The sequence below is a fragment of the Citrobacter sp. RHBSTW-00570 genome (assembly GCF_013739755.1).
Classification (GTDB): Bacteria; Pseudomonadota; Gammaproteobacteria; order Enterobacterales; family Enterobacteriaceae; genus Citrobacter; species Citrobacter braakii.
The window spans coordinates 2461322-2484751 of the sequence record NZ_CP056399.1; the positions used below are offsets into that span (position 1 = coordinate 2461322).

The 23430-nt window shown below is 50.5% G+C and carries 20 protein-coding genes and 4 pseudogenes; 19 read left to right on the forward strand and 5 right to left on the reverse strand.

Features of this window, described 5'->3' with window-relative positions; genetic code table 11:
- Window positions 1-16 precede the first annotated feature (16 nt).
- From HV237_RS11695 to HV237_RS11720, 6 genes and pseudogenes are all read left to right on the forward strand, one after another.
- Window positions 17-808 carry a YdcF family protein gene (locus HV237_RS11695; protein ID WP_016156603.1) on the forward strand — a complete coding sequence of 264 codons (792 nt, stop codon included), beginning with the start codon at window positions 17-19 and terminating at the stop codon, window positions 806-808.
- A gap of 199 nt (window positions 809-1007) precedes the next feature.
- Window positions 1008-2447: an aldehyde dehydrogenase gene (aldA, locus tag HV237_RS11700; protein WP_016153178.1), complete on the forward strand. Its 1440-nt coding sequence runs from the start codon at window positions 1008-1010 to the stop codon at window positions 2445-2447.
- Between the two features lie 149 nt (window positions 2448-2596).
- Complete coding sequence (gene cybB / locus HV237_RS11705) at window positions 2597-3127, forward strand: cytochrome b561 (protein ID WP_019076843.1); 531 nt, start codon at window positions 2597-2599, stop codon at window positions 3125-3127.
- A 171-nt stretch (window positions 3128-3298) separates the two neighbouring features.
- Window positions 3299-3718, forward strand: a complete 420-nt coding sequence (locus HV237_RS11710; RefSeq protein WP_016153176.1) for a translesion error-prone DNA polymerase V autoproteolytic subunit — start codon at window positions 3299-3301, stop codon at window positions 3716-3718.
- A gap of 2 nt (window positions 3719-3720) precedes the next feature.
- Window positions 3721-4989 carry a Y-family DNA polymerase gene (locus HV237_RS11715; RefSeq protein WP_032931970.1) on the forward strand — a complete coding sequence of 423 codons (1269 nt, stop codon included), beginning with the start codon at window positions 3721-3723 and terminating at the stop codon, window positions 4987-4989.
- A 278-nt stretch (window positions 4990-5267) separates the two neighbouring features.
- Window positions 5268-5801, forward strand: a pseudogene (locus tag HV237_RS11720) (histidine-type phosphatase); the annotation flags it as partial.
- A gap of 38 nt (window positions 5802-5839) precedes the next feature.
- Here HV237_RS11720 and HV237_RS11725 read toward each other — a convergent pair.
- Window positions 5840-6427, reverse strand: a pseudogene (locus HV237_RS11725) (IS3 family transposase); the annotation flags it as partial.
- A gap of 70 nt (window positions 6428-6497) precedes the next feature.
- Here HV237_RS11725 and HV237_RS11730 point away from each other — a divergent pair.
- Window positions 6498-7585 (forward strand): IS3 family transposase gene (locus tag HV237_RS11730; protein ID WP_095661766.1). Its coding sequence is split into 2 segments (ribosomal slippage): window positions 6498-6750 and window positions 6750-7585, totalling 1089 coding nucleotides; the frame shifts between segments, so codons are not numbered across the junction.
- Between the two features lie 38 nt (window positions 7586-7623).
- Here the strand turns inward: HV237_RS11730 and HV237_RS11735 are convergent.
- Window positions 7624-8126 (reverse strand): annotated as a pseudogene (locus HV237_RS11735) (transposase); the annotation flags it as partial.
- 68 nt (window positions 8127-8194) lie between these two features.
- On the opposite strand from HV237_RS11735, the pseudogene HV237_RS11740 reads away from it, so the two are divergent.
- The 4 genes and pseudogenes from HV237_RS11740 to HV237_RS11755 all read left to right on the forward strand — a co-directional run.
- Window positions 8195-8854 (forward strand): annotated as a pseudogene (locus tag HV237_RS11740) (histidine-type phosphatase); the annotation flags it as partial.
- Window positions 8855-9191: 337 nt separating this feature from the next.
- A complete protein-coding gene (locus HV237_RS11745) occupies window positions 9192-9467 on the forward strand; it encodes a metal/formaldehyde-sensitive transcriptional repressor (RefSeq protein WP_003833178.1) in 276 nt (91 codons plus the stop codon).
- A gap of 32 nt (window positions 9468-9499) precedes the next feature.
- Window positions 9500-10618 carry an S-(hydroxymethyl)glutathione dehydrogenase/class III alcohol dehydrogenase gene (locus tag HV237_RS11750; protein WP_016153173.1) on the forward strand — a complete coding sequence of 373 codons (1119 nt, stop codon included), beginning with the start codon at window positions 9500-9502 and terminating at the stop codon, window positions 10616-10618.
- 169 nt (window positions 10619-10787) lie between these two features.
- Window positions 10788-12476 (forward strand): methyl-accepting chemotaxis protein, encoded by a 1689-nt coding sequence (locus HV237_RS11755; protein ID WP_047358118.1) that lies wholly within the window; start codon window positions 10788-10790, stop codon window positions 12474-12476.
- A gap of 45 nt (window positions 12477-12521) precedes the next feature.
- Here HV237_RS11755 and pcaQ read toward each other — a convergent pair whose 3' ends face one another.
- Window positions 12522-13445: a pca operon transcription factor PcaQ gene (gene pcaQ, locus HV237_RS11760; protein WP_003020288.1), complete on the reverse strand. Its 924-nt coding sequence runs from the start codon at window positions 13443-13445 to the stop codon at window positions 12522-12524.
- Window positions 13446-13675: 230 nt separating this feature from the next.
- Here pcaQ and HV237_RS11765 point away from each other — a divergent pair, with 230 nt between their 5' ends.
- From HV237_RS11765 to rimL, 5 genes are all read left to right on the forward strand, one after another.
- Complete coding sequence (locus HV237_RS11765) at window positions 13676-14578, forward strand: manganese-dependent inorganic pyrophosphatase (RefSeq protein ID WP_047358119.1); 903 nt, start codon at window positions 13676-13678, stop codon at window positions 14576-14578.
- 120 nt (window positions 14579-14698) lie between these two features.
- Window positions 14699-16042 (forward strand): VOC family protein, encoded by a 1344-nt coding sequence (locus HV237_RS11770; protein ID WP_016156596.1) that lies wholly within the window; start codon window positions 14699-14701, stop codon window positions 16040-16042.
- A 193-nt stretch (window positions 16043-16235) separates the two neighbouring features.
- Window positions 16236-17891 carry a glucan biosynthesis protein gene (locus HV237_RS11775; RefSeq protein WP_029139548.1) on the forward strand — a complete coding sequence of 552 codons (1656 nt, stop codon included), beginning with the start codon at window positions 16236-16238 and terminating at the stop codon, window positions 17889-17891.
- A gap of 167 nt (window positions 17892-18058) precedes the next feature.
- Complete coding sequence (locus HV237_RS11780; RefSeq protein WP_003833168.1) at window positions 18059-18283, forward strand: YdcH family protein; 225 nt, start codon at window positions 18059-18061, stop codon at window positions 18281-18283.
- Between the two features lie 102 nt (window positions 18284-18385).
- Complete coding sequence (gene rimL, locus HV237_RS11785; RefSeq protein ID WP_047358120.1) at window positions 18386-18931, forward strand: 50S ribosomal protein L7/L12-serine acetyltransferase; 546 nt, start codon at window positions 18386-18388, stop codon at window positions 18929-18931.
- On the opposite strand, the gene ydcK is transcribed toward rimL, so the two are convergent.
- A complete protein-coding gene (gene ydcK / locus HV237_RS11790) occupies window positions 18923-19903 on the reverse strand; it encodes a YdcK family protein (protein ID WP_047358121.1) in 981 nt (326 codons plus the stop codon). The two genes, rimL and ydcK, sit on opposite strands and share 9 nt — an antisense overlap.
- A 113-nt stretch (window positions 19904-20016) precedes the next feature.
- On the opposite strand from ydcK, the gene tehA reads away from it, so the two are divergent.
- From tehA to HV237_RS11805, 3 genes are all read left to right on the forward strand, one after another.
- Window positions 20017-21018, forward strand: a complete 1002-nt coding sequence (gene tehA / locus HV237_RS11795) for a dicarboxylate transporter/tellurite-resistance protein TehA (RefSeq protein ID WP_047358122.1) — start codon at window positions 20017-20019, stop codon at window positions 21016-21018.
- Window positions 21018-21614, forward strand: coding sequence for a tellurite resistance methyltransferase TehB (gene tehB / locus HV237_RS11800; RefSeq protein ID WP_047358123.1), 597 nt, complete (start codon window positions 21018-21020; stop codon window positions 21612-21614). The genes tehA and tehB overlap by 1 nt, the downstream gene beginning before the upstream one ends.
- 155 nt (window positions 21615-21769) lie before the next feature.
- Window positions 21770-22444 carry a DUF3313 domain-containing protein gene (locus HV237_RS11805; protein ID WP_016156591.1) on the forward strand — a complete coding sequence of 225 codons (675 nt, stop codon included), beginning with the start codon at window positions 21770-21772 and terminating at the stop codon, window positions 22442-22444.
- 35 nt (window positions 22445-22479) lie between these two features.
- Here the strand turns inward: HV237_RS11805 and HV237_RS11810 are convergent, their stop codons facing one another.
- A complete protein-coding gene (locus HV237_RS11810; protein ID WP_181541826.1) occupies window positions 22480-23388 on the reverse strand; it encodes a DMT family transporter in 909 nt (302 codons plus the stop codon).
- Between the last annotated feature and the right edge of the window lie 42 nt (window positions 23389-23430).

The following is a 23430-nucleotide window of genomic DNA, read 5'->3' on the forward strand; positions in this document are numbered from 1 at the left end:
ATCAGGAGTCATGAGTATGAGCCAGTTTCCGACACTTTCCGCAACCACGCTTGCGGCGATCAATACCGTTGGGCGATGGTTGGCGCAGAATGATTTTACGGGGAATATCACCGTTCAGTCAGATTGCGTGATTCTGGCAGGGAACGCGGTTATTCCGACCATCGACGCCGCCTGCCGGATCGCGAAAGAGCAACAGGTTCCCTTGTTGATTAGCGGTGGCATCGGTCACTCCACACGATTTTTGTATGACGCGATTGCAGAGCATCCTCGTTACAACATCATTCGTACCACCGGGCGCGCGGAAGCAGCGATCCTTGCCGATATCGCACATCAGTTCTGGCAAATCCCGGGGGAGAAGATTTGGGTGGAAGACCAGTCAACAAACTGCGGTGAGAATGCCCGTTTTAGCTGTGCATTATTGAATCAGGCGACGGAAAGTATTCATACCGTCATTGTGGTACAGGATCCCACTATGCAACGTCGTACGATGGCAACCTTTCAGCGCGTAACCCGCGATGAGCCGCATGCGCCGCGCTGGTTGAGTTTCCCTGGATTCATCCCTGAGCTGGCCCCACAGCAAGACGGCGTGGATTTTGTGCCAGCAGCAGAAGGTTTGTGGTCAGTGGATCGCTATCTGTCTCTCATTACCGGTGAGCTTCCTCGCCTGCGTGATGATGCCACCGGTTATGGGCCTTGTGGCCGCGATTTTATTGCCCATGTTGATATTCCTCAGAACGTTGAGCAAGCCTGGCAGCAGTTGCAAAATGACATCGTGCTGACTGACTTACTGGAGAGCCGCTCTCTGTAATTCCTGTTGCCCGTTTGTCGGCGTTTTGCGGCAAACGGGCAAAAATCACACCTGTTTTTTCCCTTCATCATCACTTTGCCAGACGCTTTTATGAAGCCGCTCACAGAACAGCCACTCCAGCCATAATACGACCTGCATGATTGATATTAATTAACAATAGTTTTACTTGTTAAAAACAAATCAATCACAGGAGAGCCGCATGTCAGTACCCGTACAACATCCTATGTATATCGATGGGCAGTTTGTGACCTGGCACGATGATGCCTGGATTGATGTCGTCAATCCTGCCACGGAAGAGGTGATCTCACGTATTCCCGATGGACGTGCCGAGGATGCGTGTAAAGCGATCGATGCTGCACAGCGCGCTCAGCCGCAATGGGAAGCGCTGCCTGCCATTGAACGGGCGAACTGGTTACGCAAAATTTCTGCGGGTATCCGTCAGCGAGCCAGTGAAATCAGCGCGCTGATTGTGGCGGAGGGTGGAAAAATACAGCAACTGGCTGAGGTCGAAGTCTCGTTTACCGCCGACTATATCGATTATATGGCGGAGTGGGCGCGTCGCTATGAAGGCGAGATCCTGCAAAGCGATCGTCCGGGCGAGAATATTCTGCTGTTTAAGCGCGCTTTGGGCGTGACTACGGGCATTCTGCCGTGGAACTTTCCATTTTTCCTGATTGCCCGCAAACTGGCTCCCGCACTGTTGACGGGTAATACCATTGTCATTAAGCCGAGTGAATTTACACCGAATAACGCCATCGCCTTTGCCAAAATTGTTGATGATATTGGCTTGCCGCGCGGCGTATTTAATCTGGTGCTGGGACGTGGTGAAACGGTCGGTCAAGCGCTGGCCGCAAACCCGAAGGTGGCCATGGTGAGCATGACCGGTAGCGTCGGGGCGGGTGAGAAAATTATGGCTGCGGCGGCTAAAAATATCACCAAAGTTTGTCTGGAGTTGGGCGGCAAGGCCCCGGCTATCGTGATGGATGATGCCGATCTTGAACTGGCCGTAAAGGCAATTGTTGACTCGCGGGTGATCAACACCGGACAGGTATGCAACTGTGCCGAGCGCGTGTACGTTCAGAAAGGTATTTATGACCAATTCGTCAATCGTCTGGGCGAGGCGATGAAAGCCGTGCAGTTTGGCAATCCGGCTGAGCGCAATGATATTGCAATGGGGCCGCTGATTAACGCCGCTGCGCTGGAGCGTGTAGAGCAGAAAGTTGCACGAGCGGTGCAGGAAGGCGCCAGAGTGGTGCTGGGCGGTAAGGCCGTTTCCGGCAAAGGGTATTACTATCCACCGACGTTACTGTTAGACGTGCGCCAGGAGATGGCGATTATGCACGAGGAGACGTTTGGTCCGGTGCTACCGGTGGTAGCGTTTGATACGCTGGAACAGGCGCTGACGATGGCCAATGACAGCGATTACGGTCTGACCTCATCGATCTATACGCAGAATCTGAATACGGCGATGAAAGCGATTAAAGGGCTGAAGTTTGGCGAAACCTATATTAATCGTGAAAACTTCGAGGCGATGCAGGGCTTTCATGCTGGCTGGCGCAAGTCCGGGATTGGCGGGGCTGACGGTAAACACGGTCTGAACGAATATCTGCAAACGCAGGTGGTGTATCTGCAGTCCTAAGTTTTCGCCGGGTGAGCCTGTACGCCACCCGGCGCAATTCTCACACTTTGCTGGCGATCCATAAGAATAAGCCGGGTGAGCAAAAGTTAATGAATTTTTAACAAAAGCCCGTTATGGTGACGCATTATTGTTTTTATTCAGGAAGTGTTATGGGGAATAAGTATTCTGGCCTGCAAATTGGCATTCACTGGCTGGTCTTTTTGTTGGTCATTGTGGCCTACAGCGCTATGGAGTTTCGCGGATTTTTCCCGCGCAGCTATCGTCCCTTATTTAACATGGTGCACGTATCCTGTGGCATCACTATTTTAACGCTGATGGTGGCGCGTCTGCTGGTCAGGCTAAAATATCCGGCACCGCCGATTGTGCCAAAACCGAAGCCGATGATGACCGGAATGGCGCATCTGGGGCATCTGGTTATCTATCTGCTGTTTATTGTTCTGCCGATTATTGGACTGGTGATGATGTACAACCGGGGTAACCCGTGGATTGCATTCGGCATCGTTATGCCGCATGCGGCAGAGGCCAATTTTGATGTAGTGGATATGCTGAAGTCCTGGCACGTGACGCTGGCAAATCTGGGCTATTTTGTTATTGCTCTGCATGCCGCTGCCGCCCTGATGCACCACTATTTCTGGAAGGACAATACGCTGCTGCGCATGATGCCGCGAAAACGCTCCTGATGTAATGCCCCGCAAATGCGGGGTATTTTTTTAGCCGATTATTTTTCCAGACATCATAAAAACTTACCGGCAAGATGGTTAAACAACGTCCAGTTCATCACACTCGCTACTTGATTGCTGCTCTTATTAAAACTACTGTATATAAATACAGTAAATGAGAGGCAGATTATTATGTTGTTTTTCCAGCCTGCGGAACGCCGCGAAATTAAACACTTTCCGTTATTTAGCGATCTTGTGCCCTGCGGTTTTCCATCTCCTGCACAGGACTACGTTGAGAAACGTATCGACCTCAATGACCTGCTGGTACGGCATCCCAGCGCAACCTATTTTGTTAAATCATCTGGCGACTCTATGAGGGGAGCAGGGATCGGCGAGGGGGATTTACTGATTGTCGACAGCGCCAGAAAACCTGCCCATGGAGACATCGTTATTGCCGCCGTTGAGGGCGAATTCACCGTTAAACGCCTGCAATTACATCCGGTTGTGATGCTGAAGCCAGAGAACAGCGCCTACGCGCCGATCATGATTAGCAGCGAGGACACGCTGGATATATTTGGCGTGGTGACATTTATCATTAAAGCTGCGGGCTGATGATGTTTGCACTGGTGGATGTTAACGCGTTTTATGCCAGCTGTGAGTCGGCATTCCGGCCTGATCTGAAAGGGAAGCCCGTTGTCGTTCTTTCAAATAACGATGGTTGCGTTATTGCCAGCAGCGTAGAGGCAAAGGCACTTGGCGTTAATATGGGCGCTCCGTACTTCAAACAGAAAGATCTGTTCAGGCGCTATGGCGTGTTCTGTTTTAGTTCGAACTACGAACTGTATGCGGATATGAGCAGCAGGGTGATGTCGATTCTGGAGGAGTTGTCGCCACGCGTGGAGATATACAGTATTGATGAAGCCTTTTGTGATTTAACGGGCGTGCGAAACTGCAGGGATCTTACGGATTTTGGTCAGGAAATCAGAGCAACCATTTTGCAGAAAACACGTCTCACGGTTGGGGTCGGCATTGCTCAGACCAAAACCCTGGCCAAACTGGCGAACCATGCGGCCAAAAAGTGGCAGGAACAGACGGGCGGAGTCGTGGATCTCTCAAATATTGAACGCCAGCGTAAGCTGATGGCAGCACTCCCGGTTGATGAAGTCTGGGGCATCGGACGCCGTATCGGCAAAAAACTGGACGTTATGGGTATTAAAACGGTTCTCGACCTCGCGGGTACCGATATTCGCTTCATTCGTAAACATTTCAGCGTCGTGCTTGAGCGAACCGTCCGGGAATTGCGTGGTGAACCTTGTCTGGCTCTGGAAGAGTTTGCGCCGGATAAGCAGGAAATTATCTGCTCAAGATCGTTTGGTGAAAAACTCACGGATTACAACGCCATGAGAGAGGCCATTTGCACCTATGCTTCACGTGCTGCGGAAAAGCTGCGCAGAGAACACCAGTACTGCCGGTTTATCTCTACGTTTATCAAAACCAGTCCGTTTGCCCTGAATGAACCTTATTACGGTAACAGCGCATCGATAAAACTGCTGACGCCAACTCAGGATAGCCGGGACATTATTACAGCAGCCACGCGCAGCCTGGACGCCGTTTGGCGAGAGGGGCTACGTTATCAAAAAGCGGGCGTTATGCTGGGGGATTTTTTTAGCTCTGGCGTTGCACAGCTGAATCTTTTTGATAATAACGCCCCGCGGCGTAACAGCGATAAATTGATGGACCTACTGGATACTCTTAATGCTGAAAAGGGGAAAGGAACGCTCTACTTTGCCGGGCAAGGGATACAGCAGCCGTGGGCGATGAAGCGAGACATGCTTTCACCACGTTATACAACAAGATACAGTGATTTGCTGCGGGTAAATTGATAGCCAAACAAGGCTTCCGCCCACCTTATTTATACCGGATCAATTATCCTTTCAATGACAGGACGTTGTAAATTGCCAACGATTCCATAACCTTGGATACCTTTCCAGCGCGGCTAAATTAGCACTCCTTTAATACTTCGATAAGATACAAAGTTGATATTCAAAAAGTTGGATTGTTGTGAACTCAGGAGTAGGATTATTTCTATCTGATAGAACCAGGTATCGAACTGGCTTATACGAGTTGTTTGTTTTTCACTTACGAAAAGGTGGTGCTGGTAATGAGTACATTCATCATTCGTTTATTAATTTTTTCTCTCTTATGCGGTTCTTTCTCAATACGTGCTGAAGAGCAGAACGGTATGAAACTTGAGCGGGTTGTGATAGTGAGTCGTCATGGAGTAAGAGCACCTACGAAGTTCACTCCAATAATGAAAGATGTCACACCCGATCAATGGCCACAATGGGATGTGCCGTTAGGATGGCTAACGCCTCGTGGGGGAGAACTTGTTTCTGAATTAGGTCAGTATCAACGTTTATGGTTCACAAGCAAAGGTCTGTTGAATAATCAAACGTGCCCATCTCCAGGGCAGGTTGCTGTTATTGCAGACACGGATCAACGCACCCGTAAAACGGGGGAGGCGTTTCTGGCTGGGTTAGCACCAAAATGTCAAATTCAAGTGCATTATCAGAAGGATGAAGAAAAAACTGATCCTCTTTTTAATCCGGTAAAAATGGGGAAATGTTCGTTTAACACATTGAAGGTTAAAAACGCTATTCTGGAACGGGCCGGAGGAAATATTGAACTGTATACCGGTAATACCCCCATTTTTGACGGAGGTGATAAGTAGAATCAGGCCATGCGTTGAATATGTTGCATCGGCGTGAAACCATTCAACGCCATATTTGGTCGTTCATGATTATAAAACCATTGCCACTGCGTGGCATAGTTCTGCAATTCATCCAGTGATGTAAACAGGTGTTGCCCCAGCCAATCATAGCGTACCGTACGGTTGTAACGCTCAATATAGGCATTTTGCTGCGGATTGCCGGGCTGAATAAAGTTAATCTGGATGCCCCTGTCATTAGCCCATGATATCAACGTGTTACTGGTATATTCTGGTCCATTATCACATCGTATTGCTATGGGTTTACCTTTCCATTCAATGAGCTGTTCCAGCGTTCGCACAACTCGGTTTGCCGGCAGAGAAAAATCGACCTCTATTGCCAGTGCCTCACGGTTAAAATCATCGATAATATTCAGCAGACGGACTGAGCGACCATCTGATAATTGATCGTGCATGAAGTCCATCGACCAGCATTCATTACTGTTTTTAGGTACCGTCAGCGGTTCGGGCTTATCCCGTTTCAGTCGTTTTTTCGGCTTTATTCGCATGTTCAGCGATAACTCGCAGTAAATTCGGTACACCCTTTTGTGGTTGGGTAATCCCCCCGAAAAGCCGGTGTGTTCATAAGTAGAATTTTCTCGTAATCTGAACCGGGAGATTTCTATGAAAAAATCACGTTTTACCGACAGCCAGATCATGGCCATCCTCAAGCAAGCAGAAGCAGGAACGCCGGTGGCTGAATTGTGCCGCGAGCATGGCATGAGTAGCGCCAGTTTCTATAAGTGGCGCTCACGCTTTGGCGGGATGGATGCCTCCATGATGGCCCGTCTGAAAGAGCTGGAAGATGAAAACCGCCGCCTTAAAAAGATGTATGCCGAAGAACGACTAAAAGCCGAGATCATTCAGGAGGCTATGGCAAAAAAGTGGTGAAGCCATCGCATCGAAAGCAGATGGCACAGGACGCAGTCAGGAGTCGAAGCGTCAGCATACATTTTGCCTGCCAGTTGTTTGCTGTCAGCGAAAGTTGCTATCGCTATCAGCCTCAGTTGAATGAAGAAAATGTCATTATTGCCGACTGGTTGCTCCGCATCACTGGCAATCAGCGCAACTGGGGATTTGGCCTGTGCTTTTTGTATCTGCGTAACGTAAAAGGCTTTAAGTTCAACCACAAAAGGGTGTACCGAATTTACTGCGAGTTATCGCTGAACATGCGAATAAAGCCGAAAAAACGACTGAAACGGGATAAGCCCGAACCGCTGACGGTACCTAAAAACAGTAATGAATGCTGGTCGATGGACTTCATGCACGATCAATTATCAGATGGTCGCTCAGTCCGTCTGCTGAATATTATCGATGATTTTAACCGTGAGGCACTGGCAATAGAGGTCGATTTTTCTCTGCCGGCAAACCGAGTTGTGCGAACGCTGGAACAGCTCATTGAATGGAAAGGTAAACCCATAGCAATACGATGTGATAATGGACCAGAATATACCAGTAACACGTTGATATCATGGGCTAATGACAGGGGCATCCAGATTAACTTTATTCAGCCCGGCAATCCGCAGCAAAATGCCTATATTGAGCGTTACAACCGTACGGTACGCTATGATTGGCTGGGGCAACACCTGTTTACATCACTGGATGAATTGCAGAACTATGCCACGCAGTGGCAATGGTTTTATAATCATGAACGACCAAATATGGCGTTGAATGGTTTCACGCCGATGCAACATATTCAACGCATGGCCTGATTCTACTTATCACCTCCGTCAAAAATGGGGGTATTACCGTTGAACTTAAAGCCTTTTACGTTACGCAGATACAAAAAGCACAGGCCAAATCCCCAGTTGCGCTGATTGCCAGTGATGCGGAGCAACCAGTCGGCAATAATGACATTTTCTTCATTCAACTGAGGCTGATAGCGATAGCAACTTTCGCTGACAGCAAACAACTGGCAGGCAAAATGTATGCTGACGCTTCGACTCCTGACTGCGTCCTGTGCCATCTGCTTTCGATGCGATGGCTTCACCACTTTTTTGCCATAGCCTCCTGAATGATCTCGGCTTTTAGTCGTTCTTCGGCATACATCTTTTTAAGGCGGCGGTTTTCATCTTCCAGCTCTTTCAGACGGGCCATCATGGAGGCATCCATCCCGCCAAAGCGTGAGCGCCACTTATAGAAACTGGCGCTACTCATGCCATGCTCGCGGCACAATTCAGCCACCGGCGTTCCTGCTTCTGCTTGCTTGAGGATGGCCATGATCTGGCTGTCGGTAAAACGTGATTTTTTCATAGAAATCTCCCGGTTCAGATTACGAGAAAATTCTACTTATGAACACACCGGCTTTTCGGGGGGATTACCTACCGTCTGAACTTAAAGTAACTCCTGACAATGTATCATTACCTGGTGCCTGGAGTCTTTCTTCCACGCTGACTGAGATATTTCTGTTGCAAGAGGCCCAGGGAATGCCACAGGTAGCCTGGGGGCGTATTACGGGAGAAAAAGAATGGAGAGATTTGTTAAGTCTGCATAACGCTCAGTTTGATCTTTTGCAAAGAACTCCAGAAGTTGCCCGTAGTAGGGCCACACCATTACTCGATATGATAGAGACTGCATTATTGACAAATGGTACAACAGAAAACAGGTATGGCATAAAATTACCCGTATCTCTGTTGTTTATTGCTGGTCATGATACCAATCTTGCAAATTTAAGCGGGGCTTTAGATCTTAACTGGTCGCTACCCGGTCAACCTGATAATACCCCTCCTGGTGGGGAGCTTGTATTCGAAAAGTGGAATAGAACCAGTGATAATACTGATTGGGTTCAGGTTTCATTTGTTTATCAGACGCTGAGAGATATGAGGGATATACAACCGTTGTCGTTAGAAAAACCTGCTGGCAAAGTTGATTTAAAATTAATTGCATGTGAAGAGAAAAATAGTCAGGGAATGTGTTCGTTAAAAAGTTTTTCCAGGCTCATTAAGGAAATTCGCGTGCCAGAGTGTGCAGTTACGGAATAAGTAACTAATTATTATATATAGCGTATTAAAAAATAGAAACCCCCGGTTTGTAGTCGGGGGTATTCGTATTGTTCATAATTACATGAGTCTTCAACTGACTGTTCTTTGCGAGTGACAAACCAGTTACGCTGCTCCAGAAAAAATCCGGTCTGTTCAGCGATGCAGAATACATCGAAAAGCGCTCGGTGTTGCGGCTCTAAAACCGCTTAACACGGTGATATGCCCACATATGTCTAAATGTGCTGTTTGTGCAACTCATTAAAGAATAACAAGTTATTTATTTTACAATTAGTTAAAAAGATTGATAGTATACCCCCCTATAGTATTTGGAGGGCGTATGCCGCATTCACCCGAAGATAAAAAACGCATTCTCACCCGTGTACGCCGTATTCGCGGTCAGGTTGATGCGCTTGAGCGCGCGCTGGAGTCCGGCGAGCCGTGTTTGGCTATCCTGCAACAAATTGCCGCCGTGCGCGGCGCATCCAATGGCCTGATGGGCGAAATGGTTGAGATCCACCTGAAAGACGAACTGGTCAGCGGGGAAACAACCCCAGACCAGCGTGCCGTGCGCATGGCTGAAATCGGCCATCTTCTGCGTGCTTATCTAAAATAACACCATCACCTCGCAATAATGGGAAGAGACAAATGAAATCACGTGCAGCAGTTGCATTCGGCCCCGGCCAACCGTTAAAAATTGTCGAAATCGATGTCGCACCGCCAAAGAAAGGTGAAGTGCTGGTTAAAATTACCCACACAGGCGTGTGCCATACTGATGCTTTTACGCTCTCAGGCGACGATCCGGAAGGGGTTTTCCCGGCGGTGCTCGGCCATGAAGGTGGCGGCATTGTGGTTGAAGTGGGTGAAGGCGTTACCAGCCTGAAACCGGGCGATCATGTGATCCCGCTATACACCGCAGAATGTGGCGAGTGTAAGTTCTGTAAATCGGGTAAAACTAACCTGTGTCAGGCCGTACGTGCGACCCAGGGCAAAGGTCTGATGCCGGATGGCACAACCCGTTTCTCGTATAACGGCGAGCCGATTTATCACTATATGGGCACCAGTACCTTCAGCGAATACACCGTTTGCGCGGAGATCTCTCTGGCGAAGGTTAACCCGCAGGCTCCGCTGGATAAAGTGTGTCTGCTGGGGTGTGGCGTGACCACCGGTATTGGAGCGGTCCATAACACCGCAAAAGTGAAAGAAGGTGATACCGTCGCCGTATTTGGTCTGGGCGGTATTGGCCTGGCGGTGATTCAGGGCGCGGCGCAGGCGAAAGCCGGGCGTATTCTGGCCGTTGATACCAATCCGGAAAAATTTACGCTGGCAGGTGAAATGGGCGCGACCGATTTCATCAATCCGAAGGATTACGACAAACCGATTCAGGATGTGATTGTCGAGCTTACCGATGGCGGCGTGGACTTTAGTTTCGAATGTATCGGTAACGTTAACGTGATGCGCGCGGCGCTGGAATGCTGCCATAAAGGATGGGGCGAAAGCATCATTATTGGCGTGGCAGGAGCCGGACAAGAGATCAAAACGCGTCCGTTCCAGTTAGTTACCGGGCGTGTCTGGCGCGGTTCCGCGTTTGGCGGCGTGAAGGGGCGTACTCAGCTTCCTGGTATGGTTGAAGATGCGATGAGCGGGAAAATTCAGTTGGATCCGTTTATTACCCACCGTTTACCGCTGGAGCAGATTAACGACGCGTTCGATTTAATGCATCAGGGTAAATCCATCCGTACCGTTATCCACTTTGGCGATAACTGATTCATTGGCCAGCGGATTTCTCCGCTGGCACTTTCCTGAATTTTTTAGAATTATGTTGTGAAAGTGTGACGAATCCGGCGCTTTTCACGGTAAGTAAACTTCCCGGATTGCCGATGACTATCTAACGGGCGTGTTTTCACGCATAAACCCTACAAGAGAGTCGACGGTCATGGACAACACTACATCGATGCAAGCCCAGCATAAACTGGGCTTTCTGCATCAAATCCGGCTGGTTCCGCTGTTTTCCTCCATTCTCGGTGGCATCCTTCTGCTGTTCGCCTTAAGTTCCGGGCTGGCAAGCTATTTTCTTATGCAGGCCGATCGCGATCAGCGCGACGTGACCGATGAGATTCAGGTCAGGATGGGGTTATCTAACAGCTCTAACCACTTGCGTACAGCGCGTATCAACATGATCCACGCCGGCGCGGCGAGCCGTATTGCCGAAATGGATGACATGAAGGCCAATATCGCCGAGGCAGAAAAACGGATTAAGCAATCGCAGGACGGTTTCAATGCTTATATGTCACGCGCGGTAAAAACGTCTGCCGATGAAGCGTTAGACGCTGAACTGAGCGCCAGCTTCAAAGCCTATACCGACGGCTTACAGCCGATGCTGAAGTACGCTAAAAACGGCATGTTTGAAGCGATCATCAACCATGAAAATGAACAGGCCAGACCGCTGGACTCTGCGTACAACAAGGTGCTGTTAAAGGCGATCGACATTCGTACCACCAGGGCGAATCAGTTAAGCGAACAGGCGCATCAGCGTACACAGCTTGGTATGGCTTTTATGCTGGGCGCATTCGTTCTTGCGCTGGCGCTGACCGTGATGACGTTCATTGTTCTGCGCCGTACCGTCATTCATCCTCTGTTGCGTGCCGCCCAGCGTATTGAGCAAATTTCAGCGGGGGATCTGACCATGCCGGAGGAACCGACCGGGCGCAGCGAAATTGGTCGCCTGAGCCGCCATCTGCAAACAATGCAACGTTCGCTGGGGACAACGGTAGGCACGGTGCGTCAGGGCGCGGAAGAGATTTATCGCGGTACCAGTGAGATTTCGGCGGGGAACACCGATCTGTCTTCACGTACCGAACAACAGGCTGCGGCGATTGAACAAACGGCGGCCAGCATGGAAGAGTTGACGGCGACGGTGAAGCAAAACGCCGACAACGCGCATCATGCGAGCAAGCTGGCAGAAGATGCCTCCGGCAAGGCCAGTCGGGGCGGTCAGATGGTTTCTGGCGTGGTCAAAACCATGGGCAATATCTCAACGAGTTCGAAGAAAATCTCCGAAATCACAGCCGTTATTAACAGCATTGCTTTCCAGACCAATATTCTGGCGCTGAACGCAGCGGTTGAAGCAGCGCGGGCAGGAGAGCAGGGCCGTGGGTTTGCCGTGGTTGCCAGTGAGGTGCGCACATTGGCAAGCCGCAGCGCTCAGGCGGCAAAAGAGATTGAGGGATTGATCAGCGAATCAGTCCGACTGATTGACCAGGGTTCCGGAGAAGTGGTCGCAGCGGGCAATACGATGACGGATATTGTCGATGCGGTAAAACGCGTCACCGACATTATGCTGGAAATTGCAGCGGCCTCTGATGAGCAGAGCCGGGGTATCGTCCAGGTGAGTCAGGCAATTTCAGAAATGGATAAGGTAACGCAGCAAAATGCCTCGCTGGTTGAAGAAGCCTCTGCCGCTGCGGCATCGCTGGAAGAGCAGGCGGCGCGCTTAACGGAAGCTGTTGGCACATTCCGTTTAACAGGGACAAGTGCTATTAAACGCGTTCCTGTGACGACAAAGCCTGACCATTCACGCCCGCAGGCGGCAACTGCCAGTGGCGATAACTGGGAAACGTTTTAACAATAAAATCAATTAAGGGACCTGATGGTCCCTTAATTTTAGGCATCAAAACGGCACGGTTTTGCGTATTGCGGCGATCAGGATCTGCGCGGCCTGAGAGAGCTGCACATCGACACGGGTAAGAATGCCGATGGGTTCACCCGCACCGTGGGTGGGTATCGGCAACGACACCAGCGTCGCCTGGCGTAAATCTTCTCTAACCGCGCCTGAAGGGACAAACCACACATAGTCGTAATCGACCGTCAGTTGGCGGGAGAGCGATGCTGAAAGCGTTTCAATACAGCCCGGCGGCATTTTGCAGCCCTGACTTTGCAACAACGCCTCTGCGTGCTGGCGAGGGGCGGTTCCTTTTGGTGAAACCACCACCGGCCACTCCATCACCCGACTCAGCGTGATGGTTTCCTGCAACAACGGATGGTTAGGGCGCACGACCAGTTTGAGCGATTCCAGAAATAACAGCTCGTAGTTCAGACCAACCATCAATTCCGGATCGGCCATACGGCCAATGCCGAGATCAATTTCCCCTGACTTTAAACCCGCCAGGATCATGGGATTACTCATGGTGGCAACCTGCAGCGTGGTCTCCATTTGCTGCTTATGGAACGGGCCAATGACCGCCGGCAGAATGCCCAGGGCCGCGGTGGGTAAGGCGCCAATCCGTACAACATCCGTCTGTGACTCTTCGCGCTGGTTTAAGGCTTGTCCGGCGGTGTTGAGCGCATCCAGCACTCTGACTGCGTGGGTAAGAAACTGTTCTCCGGGCAGCGTTAATTGTGCGCCAAGGCGACCACGCTCAAAGAGCCGGGTACCGGTCAGTTGCTCCAGTTCATTCAGCGTTTTGGAGAGGGCTGGTTGGCTCAGGTTAAGGGTCTCAGCCGCGCGGCCCAACGTTCCCTGCTGTGCAACGGCGACAAAAGTATGAAGGTGGCGCAAGCGAATGCGCTGATTGAACAGAACATTTTTTTCCATAAGCGATGTTAAAAACAGAGTCGTATCGGTGACAAGTGAAGTTGTTCGATTTTGATAACTTGATAGCAAAATATTATTAACATTTATCCTATTTTACTTACAACTGATTTATTTTGCTTATGTTTTGTACAGCGTCACCGGGTGGTGGGATCATGGAAGAGAATCCGTCCAGTCGATATACTTTCGTTATTGTTTGCTTTTGAACCATTATCTTCACAAGGTACTGATTAATGATAGATGTAATAGGGCACCTTAACCCCGATAGCGATGCCATTTGTACCGCCGCCATGACGGCGCGTTGGCTTACTTTACGTGGCCAGCAGGCGACGGCATGGCGTCTGGGCGAACCTAACCGCGAAACGCAATTTATCTTTGAGCATGCGGGACTGACGATGCCCGAACGGCTGACGTTTGAACTGACCAATCGTGATGTGTGGCTGGTCGATTTCACCGAGCCTGCCCAGGGGCCGGCATCGCTGGCAGAAAGTAACGTCGTGGGAATTATCGATCATCACCGACTCGGTGGATTAGTCACTCGTCTGCCACCTGAAGTATGGGTGAAGCCAGTCGGCAGTAGCGCGACGCTGTTATGGCAACTGATGACGGAAGAGGAGCGCAGCCAGTTGTCTGCCGCTGAGGCTGTTTTATTGCTGGGTGCCGCATTGAGTGACACTGTCACGCTTCGCTCACCAACGACCACCTCTGACGATCGCCTGGCGGTGGAGGCCCTGGCCCAAAAAACCGGTGTGGATCTCGAGGCGTTTAGTCGCGACCTGCTGTCTGCTAAAACAAGCGTGGAAGGCATGAGCGCTCGCGAGCTTCTGCAGAAAGACATTAAAACCTTCACCATTCATGGACATTCGGTCTGTGTGGCGCAGCTTGAACTGTATGCGCTGCAACAGGTGGATGCGGTGCTGGACGATCTCCGTCTGGAAATGGCGCGCTATGCTGAGGAAAAGAATGCCGCGCTGGTTGTACTGATGCTCACCGATATTAATCTGGGCGACACCAGCCTGTGGTTTGCCGGCCCAGCGCTGTCAGACATCCCGCAGCCCTGTAAGGTGGAGGGGATGCTCAGCCGTAAAAAACAGATGTTGCCCTGGCTGGAAAGTCATTTAAAACCACGCCAGTAGGTTCTGTTCACTGTCTGTAGGGGTGGGAAATTTACGCGGGGTCACACTTTGTAAATTCTTCCCACCGGAGTCAGCGGCGTTTTCTACACTCCAGGTAATATTCACTGGAGGCATGACATTATGGCGAACACCATCACGGCAGATGAGATTCGGGAACAATTTTCGCAGGCAATGTCAGCAATGTACCAGCAGGAAGTCCCGCAATATGGCACGTTGCTGGAACTTGTCGCTGATGTGAATCTGGCGGTACTGGAAAATAATCCTACGCTGCATGAAAAACTGGCGAATGCAGATGAGCTGGCCCGGCTAAACGTTGAGCGCCACGGCGCCATTCGGGTGGGCACTGCGCAGGAGCTTTCTACGCTACGCCGGATGTTTGCCATTATGGGCATGTATCCGGTGAGTTATTACGATCTCTCCCAGGCCGGTGTTCCCGTGCATTCCACCGCGTTTCGTCCCATTGACGATGCGTCGCTTTCGCGCAACCCGTTTCGGGTATTCACCTCGTTATTGCGGCTCGAATTAATCGAAAACGCCGCGCTACGGCAAAAAGCCGCGGAGATCCTCGCGAAACGCGATATTTTCACCCGTCGTTGTCACGAACTGCTGGATGAGTTTGATGTGCAGGGCAGTTTTACGCCTGAGCAGGCGCAGGAGTTTGTGCAAGAAGCGCTGGAAACTTTCCGCTGGCATCAGCATGCCACGGTCGATGAGGCGACCTATCACGCATTGCACAATGAGCACCGGCTGATTGCTGATGTGGTGTGTTTCCCTGGGTGTCATATCAACCATCTGACGCCGCGTACGCTGGATATCGACCGGGTTCAGTCGATGATGCCGGAGTGCGGCATTGAACCCAAAATACTGATTGAAGGGCCACCGCGCCGCGAGGTGCCCATTTTATTGCGTCAGACCAGTTTTAAAGCGCTGGAAGAGCCGGTGTTATTTGCCGGTGAAATGCGTGGCACTCACACGGCGCGTTTTGGTGAAATCGAACAGCGCGGCGTGGCCCTGACGCCGAAAGGCAGAGCATTATACGACGAATTGCTGAATAAAGCGGGAACGGGAAAAGACAACCTGACACATCAGCTGCATTTGCAGGAGGTGTTCAAAGCATTCCCGGACAGCGAATTTCTGCTGCGCCAGCAGGGACTTGCCTGGTTCCGCTACCGGCTGACGCCGTCGGGCGAGGCGCATCGACAGGCGATTCGCCCGGATGACGACCCGCAACCGCTCATTGAGCGGGGCTGGCTGGTTGCTCAGCCCATTACCTACGAAGATTTTTTACCGGTGAGCGCCGCGGGGATTTTCCAGTCTAATCTGGGGAATGAAACTCAGGCCCGTAGCCACGGTAATTCCAGCCGCGACGCGTTTGAACAGGCGCTGGGGTGTGCGGTTTATGATGAGTTTGCGCTGTATCAGGAGGCGCAAGATCGAAGTAAACGGCGGTGTGGTTTACTTTAATTGAATTTACATGGGATTCGGTCTGTTCCCATCGACATAAAATATTTTCGATTTTGTACAGATAATCGGCGACCAACAATTGGATTATTAATGAATTTTGTCTAGAGTGAGCGGTCAGAAATGTGCACTCTCTTGCCGCTGATTATGGCCGGCGCGGGACCATTTACACGACCAGAAGGACTTACTTTCAGGCATGAATCGCAGACGATTTATTAAAGGTTCAATGGCAATGGCCGCCGTGTGCGGAACCAGTGGTATTGCATCACTCTTTTCCAGCGCCGCCTTTGCGGCAGAGTCTGACATTGCAGACGGAAAAACCGTACGTTTTGATTTTTCCGTTCTGCAATCGATGGCCCATGACTTAGCACAGAAGCCCTGGGGCGGCGCACCGCGCGCGTTACCTGACACGCTGGCCAAACTGACGCCTCAGGCCTACAACAGCATTCAATATGACGCAGAGCAGTCTCTGTGGAACAATGTTGAAAATCGTCAGCTTGATGCGCAGTTCTTCCACGTGGGAATGGGCTTCCGTCGCCGCGTACGCATGTTCTCGGTTGATGGCAGCACGCATATGGCGCGCGAAATCCACTTCCGTCCGGAACTGTTTAAATACAATGATGCGGGTGTGGATACCAAACAGTTGGAAGGGCAGACTGACCTCGGGTTCGCCGGGTTCCGCGTGTTTAAAGCGCCAGAATTAGCCCGTCGCGATATCGTTTCGTTCCTGGGCGCCAGCTATTTCCGCGCCGTGGATGACACCTATCAGTACGGTTTATCGGCCCGCGGTCTGGCGGTAGATACCTACACCGACAGCAAAGAAGAGTTTCCTGATTTCACCTCTTTCTGGTTCGAAACGGTCAAACCGGGCGCAACCTCCTTTACCGTGTATGCGCTTCTCGACAGCCCCAGCGTAACCGGCGCATTTAAGTTCGTGATCCACTGCGAGAAAACGCAGGTGATCATGGATGTACAAAACCACATCTATGCGCGCAAAGACATCAAGCAGCTCGGTATTGCACCGATGACCAGCATGTTTAGCTGCGGCAACAACGAACGTCGGATGTGTGACACCATACACCCGCAAATTCATGATTCCGACCGTCTGGCGATGTGGCGGGGCAATGGCGAGTGGATCTGCCGCCCGCTGAATAACCCGCAAAAACTGCAGTTCAACGCCTATACCGATAACAACCCGAAAGGGTTTGGCTTGCTGCAGCTCGATCGCGACTTCTCCCATTACCAGGATATCATGGGTTGGTACAACAAGCGTCCGAGCCTGTGGGTCGAACCGCGTAACCAGTGGGGCAAGGGGACTATCGGCCTGATGGAGATCCCGACGACCGGCGAAACGCTGGATAACGTCGTCTGCTTCTGGCAGCCTGAAAGGTCGATCAAAGCGGGCGATGATCTGGAATTCAAATATCGCCTGTACTGGAGTGCTCAGCCGCCGGTGCGTTCACCGCTGGCTCGCGTGATGGCGACCCGAACAGGCATGGGCGGCTTCCCGGAAGGATGGGCGCCGGGCGAGCACTACCCGGAAAAATGGGCGCGACGTTTTGCTGTTGATTTCGTTGGTGGCGATCTAAAAGCCGCCGCGCCGAAGGGTATTGAACCGGTGATTACGCTCTCCAGCGGTGAAGCGAAACAGATTGAGATCCTTTACGTGGAACCTATCGACGGTTATCGCATTCAGTTTGACTGGTATCCGACCTCTGACTCAACCGATCCGGTAGATATGCGTATGTTCCTGCGTTGTCAGGGCGACGCCATCAGTGAAACCTGGCTGTATCAGTACTTCCCGCCAGCGCCGGATAAACGTCAGTACGTTGACGACCGCGAGATGCGTTAATCACTCCCTTTACGGCTCTCCGAATGGGGAGCCGTATCCGTAATCCTCTTCACAACCATTCTGTACACTATTTACTCGATCCCGTTCGCATTTTTCTGTAAGTCAAGTGGGTACTCTGGAGGTGTGTATTTCTTATACACGTTCTTTTCCACTAACAGGGAGAAAGTATGTTTCCAGAATATAGAGACCTTATTTCCCGACTGAAATCCGAGAACCCTCGCTTTCTGTCCTTATTCGAAAAACACAACAGCCTTGATCATGAGATCTCCAGACTGGAAGGTTCGGATGGTCGGGGGTATAGTTTGGACATTGTTCGCCTTAAGAAACAGAAACTCCACCTGAAGGAAGATCTGCTCAAAATATTGCAAAAAGAGAGTGTCAGTGAGAGCTAAGTAAAACGGCGCTTGCTGTGTAAAAGGGCTTCCAAAAGGGAGCCCTTCCTGTTTTTATTTGATGAGCAGGGTGGCCTGCTTAACCATCATAATGGAATGAAAATGTCAGAAGTGATTACCATCAATGACACGCTGGAACTGCGTGCCGTAGAAGAGCAACACGTCACGCCTTTGCATCACTTGGTGCTTAAAAATAAAAGCTGGCTCCAGCAGTCGCTGAACTGGCCGCAGTTTGTTGCCTCTGAGGAGGACACCCGCAAGAATGTGCAGGGCAATATGATGTTACACCAGCGCGGTTACGCCAAAATGTTCCTGATTTTTGCGCAAGAAAATGTGGTCGGGGTTATCTCGTTTAACCAGATAGAACCGCTGAACAAAGCGGCTTATATCGGCTACTGGCTAGATGAGGAGCATCAGGGTAAAGGCATCATGTCCCAGGCGCTACAGGCCTTAATTCATCATTATGCGCAGCGTCAGGAGATTCGCCGCTTCGTGATTAAATGTCGCGTAGAAAACGTTGAGAGTAACCAGGTGGCGCTACGTAATGGCTTCCAACTGGAAGGATGTATGCAACAGGCGGAATTCCTTAATGGTGATTACTATGATGTGAATCTCTACGCCCGCATCATTGATGGCTCTTCAGAATAAACCTGCGATAGGCGTGCGCGTAATGCGCTGTTCACCGTTAATCACTTTCGGTCCGCGTAGGTGAATGGTATCGCCATCAAACGCCTGGATATGCGCCTGACCGGCTATCTCAATGTGATGCTCGATCAGCACTTCGCCCAGCACGCAGACGTGGCCTTCAATCAGGATGTGGTCGTCTAACTGGAGCGGTCCACCGCGTAATTGCGCATGACCGCCGACCAGCACGTGGTGTTTCAGCACGCAGTTACCTTCAACTACCGCGTGCTCCGCCACCTGCGAGCTGTAGCGTAGGGTAGGTATGGCATCTTCTTCGCTCCCGGCGATGACGCGCGCATATCCATAGACTTTGGCGCAATCGCAGATCCAGACATTGTTCTCTTCATTACCTTCCACCTGTGCGAAATCAAAAACTTCCGCCCGATGTTCAATAAAGGCATAGTTGATTTTCGCATCGCCATAGATCTGCGCCTGATGCACCACTCGTGAGTGGCTGACAAAAGCCCGATCATAAATTTGCAGGAGCTGGTCGTTTTCACGGGTTAGCCCCCTGGCGGCGATGATTTCAGAGTCACACATCACGCGCGCATCACCAAAGAGAAGGCACTCGCCGCGAACCACAGAATCCTGAATGGTGACGTTGTCACGTATTTGCGCGTTATGACTGATTTCAGCCCGGTCAATCCACACGTCATCGCTAATTTGCGCGCCATCTCTGACCACGCTTGCCTGAGTAATGCGGGCGTTTCCTGTAATCGTCGCGCCGGAAAATGCGAGCGCGTTTTCATCGTAAATCCAGCAATCACCGCTTTGTGACAGCACGCTTTCATTGTCGATCCAGCCACCGGGCGTGCCGGCCTGGACATCATTAAAATCAGTGAGCGCAATGATTTGGCGTAGTAATACGCTTTTTTTATTGCCATTATCCTGGTAACTAAAGGATCGAGACTCATCGCTGAGACGATATTTGGTCATAGCTCATTTCCATGTTGCGCACCTTAGTTAAACGTAGCAAAGTTTTCCGCACTGGCTAAATCAGCGGAAATTCCATAAAATGCATTTCAAATATACTTTAAAAAATAAACAAAATGAGTAAGAACAAGCAGAGTGAGCGGGTCCTCAATCTTCCGGCCGGTTATTTTGGCATGGTACTGGGCATCATTGGGATGGGGTTTGCGTGGCGTTATGCCAGTCAGGTGTGGCCAGTGAGTCACTTGATTGGCGACGGTTTAGTGATCCTCGCAATGGTCATTTGGGGGCTGCTGACGCTGGCTTTTCTGAGCCGTTTACTGCGTTTTCCGCATAGCGTATTGGCGGAAATTCGTCACCCGGTGATGAGCAGCTTTGTCAGTCTGTTTCCGGCCACAACGATGCTGGTCGCGATTGGTTTTGTCCCGTGGTATCGACCGCTGGCGATTGGGTTGTTCAGCATTGGCGTGGTGATACAGCTGGCCTACGCCGCCTGGCAAACGGCAGGGTTGTGGCGTGGATCGCATCCAGAGGAAGCCACCACGCCGGGTCTGTATCTGCCGACCGTCGCCAATAACTTTATCAGTGCAATGGCCTGTGGCGCACTGGGTTTCAACGACGCAGGATTGGTGTTTTTAGGCGCCGGGGTTTTTTCCTGGCTCAGCCTGGAGCCGGTGATTCTGCAACGTTTACGTAGCTGCGGCGAGTTGCCTGCGGTATTACGTACTTCACTTGGCATTCAACTGGCGCCTGCGCTGGTCGCCTGCAGCGCCTGGCTTAGCGTCAACGGCGGCGAGGGCGATACGTTAGCCAAAATGCTGTTCGGCTATGGTCTCCTGCAACTTTTGTTCATGCTACGGCTCATGCCGTGGTATTTGTCACAGCCATTTAATGCGTCTTTCTGGAGCTTCTCGTTTGGCGTGTCGGCTCTGGCGACAACAGGGCTGCATCTGGGCCACGGTAGCGAGTCAGGATTTTTTCATACGCTGGCGATCCCACTGTTTATTTTTACCAATTTTATCATTGCATTATTACTGGTACGTACGTTTGCATTGCTGATGCAGGGGAAACTGCTCATCCGCACGGAGCGTGCTGCATTACTGAAATCTGAGGATAAATAATGACCCTTTGCGACGAAAACTACTTTACTGAGAAATACGATTTAACTCGTACGCATTCCGATGTTGTTGAAGCGGCAAAAATTGTTAAGCCAGGTAAAACGTTAGACCTGGGCTGCGGTAACGGTCGTAACAGCCTGTACCTTGCGGCAAACGGTTATGACGTGACAGCATTAGATAAAAATCCCATGAGCATCGCTAACCTTGAGCGTATCAAAGCGGCGGAAGGGCTGACCAATCTGCACGCGAACGTCGCGGATCTCAACTCATTACGCTTTGATGGCGAATATGATTTTATTCTTTCTACCGTTGTGCTGATGTTCCTTGAAGCCAAAACTATCCCTGGCCTTATTGAAAATATGCAGCGGTGCACTAAACCGGGCGGATATAACTTAATCGTCGCGGCGATGGATACCGATGATTTTCCGTGTACCGTGGGTTTCCCGTTCGCGTTTAAAACCGGAGAATTGCGCAATTATTACAGCGGATGGGATCTGCTGAAATATAACGAAGACGTGGGTGAACTTCATCGTACGGATGAAAACGGTAATCGAATTAAACTGCGCTTTGCCACAATGCTGGCACGCAAAACTGCCTGAACCTCCCGCTTGGGTTAACTCTTTCTGCGCTCAGCATTTTTTGTGCCGGGCGTAGAGAGAAAATTGTGCGGTGTTTACCATTTTTAGTACATCCAAAATGAAACGGTTTTGCTATCCTTTTTAAGCATCATTGCGAAAACTAAAGGGATCGTTTCATGCGTACTCAAACTTTATTTAAAGTTGCAGTGCTTACTGGCTTGTTGGCATTATCCGGCTGTGCGTCAAAAGTGACTGCGCCGGATAAATATTCTGGGTTTTTAAAAAATTACTCTGATTTGAAGGAAACACAATCAGCATCGGGACAAACCGTACTCCGTTGGGTTGATCCGAGCTACAACGAATCCAAATATGACAACATTGTATATAACCCGGTAACGTATTATCCGGTTCCTAAACCTACCACGCAGGTAGGGCAGCAGGTTCTTGATCAACTGCTGACCTACACCAATACCCAGTTGAAATCCGCCATCAGCAAGCGTAAGCCCCTGGTTACTACCCCTGGGCCACGTAGCCTGATTTTCCGCGGAGCGATTACCGGTGTTGCAACGAGCAAAGAAGGACTGCAGTTCTATGAAGTGATCCCGGTTGCGCTGCTCGTTGCGGGAACACAAATGGCAACGGGTCACCGTACCATGGATACCAACCTCTATTTCGAGGGTGAGTTGATTGATGCTGCGACCAATAAACCGGTAATTAAAGTTGTACGTAAGGGTGAAGGTAAAGATCTGAGCAACGAAAGCACGCCGATGGCGTTCGAAACGTTGAAGAAAGTTATTGATGACATGGCGACGGATGCCACCATGTTTGATGTGAACAAAAAACCACAATAATAATCAACGCACCATCTCAGGATGGTGCGTTTTTTTTATGCCACCCGGCGTCGATAGAATAGTTTACCCATCAGTACTTCTGGTCGGGCAAACATCACCATATTCCCCAGTAAAATCAACACCAATCCGGCAATAGCGTTAACCTGCCAGACGTATCCTTCATACAATGTTGACAGCGTTAGCGCAACCAGCGGGAAAAGCAGGGTACTGTATGCCGCCCTACTGGGACCAATGCGCCCTACCAGTGTGAAATAAGCGCCGAAAGCAATCACTGAGCCAAAAATAGCCAGATATAATAGCGCGCTGAGATAGCTGAATGTCCACTGTGGCGTAAAATTGTCCCCGCGCATCAGCGCAATGGCAGCGATCAACAGCGTGCCGTACAGCATGGCCCAACTGTTGGTCGTTAACACTTCCAGCCCTTTTTTCTGGTGACGCATGCTAATCATATTACCCAATGAGAAACCGAAGGTTCCAAGGGCGCTTAAGCCGATACCCGGCAGCAAGGAATGATTGAATCCGCTGTTGAGCAAATCCTGCCAGAAAAGAGTCACAATGCCCGTCAGTCCAAGACCGGCTGCGATATAGAAACGCAGCGGTGGTTTTTGCCCAAAAAAGATGAAGCTATTGACCGCATTGAACAGGACGGCCATTGAGAAAATCACCGACTCCAGGCCGGTATTAATCCAGGCCGCAGCCGTATAAAAACACCAGAAGTTGAAGCAAAAAACGCATCCACCCTGTAACAGACAAAACAGATGATCGCGACCAGACAGTTTGCGTAATTTACCGCTAACCAGCAGGATCACTATCATCAGCGAACTGGCAACGGCGAAGCGCCAAAAGATAGAAACCGGCGCAGAAACCGGGCCCTGCTGCAAATAAATCGCAATCCATGTCGTTCCCCAAATTACCACCACCAGGCAGTACAACAGTGCGTTCATACAACTCTCTCTTTTTTGGATTCAGGTTCACACTGTGTCATG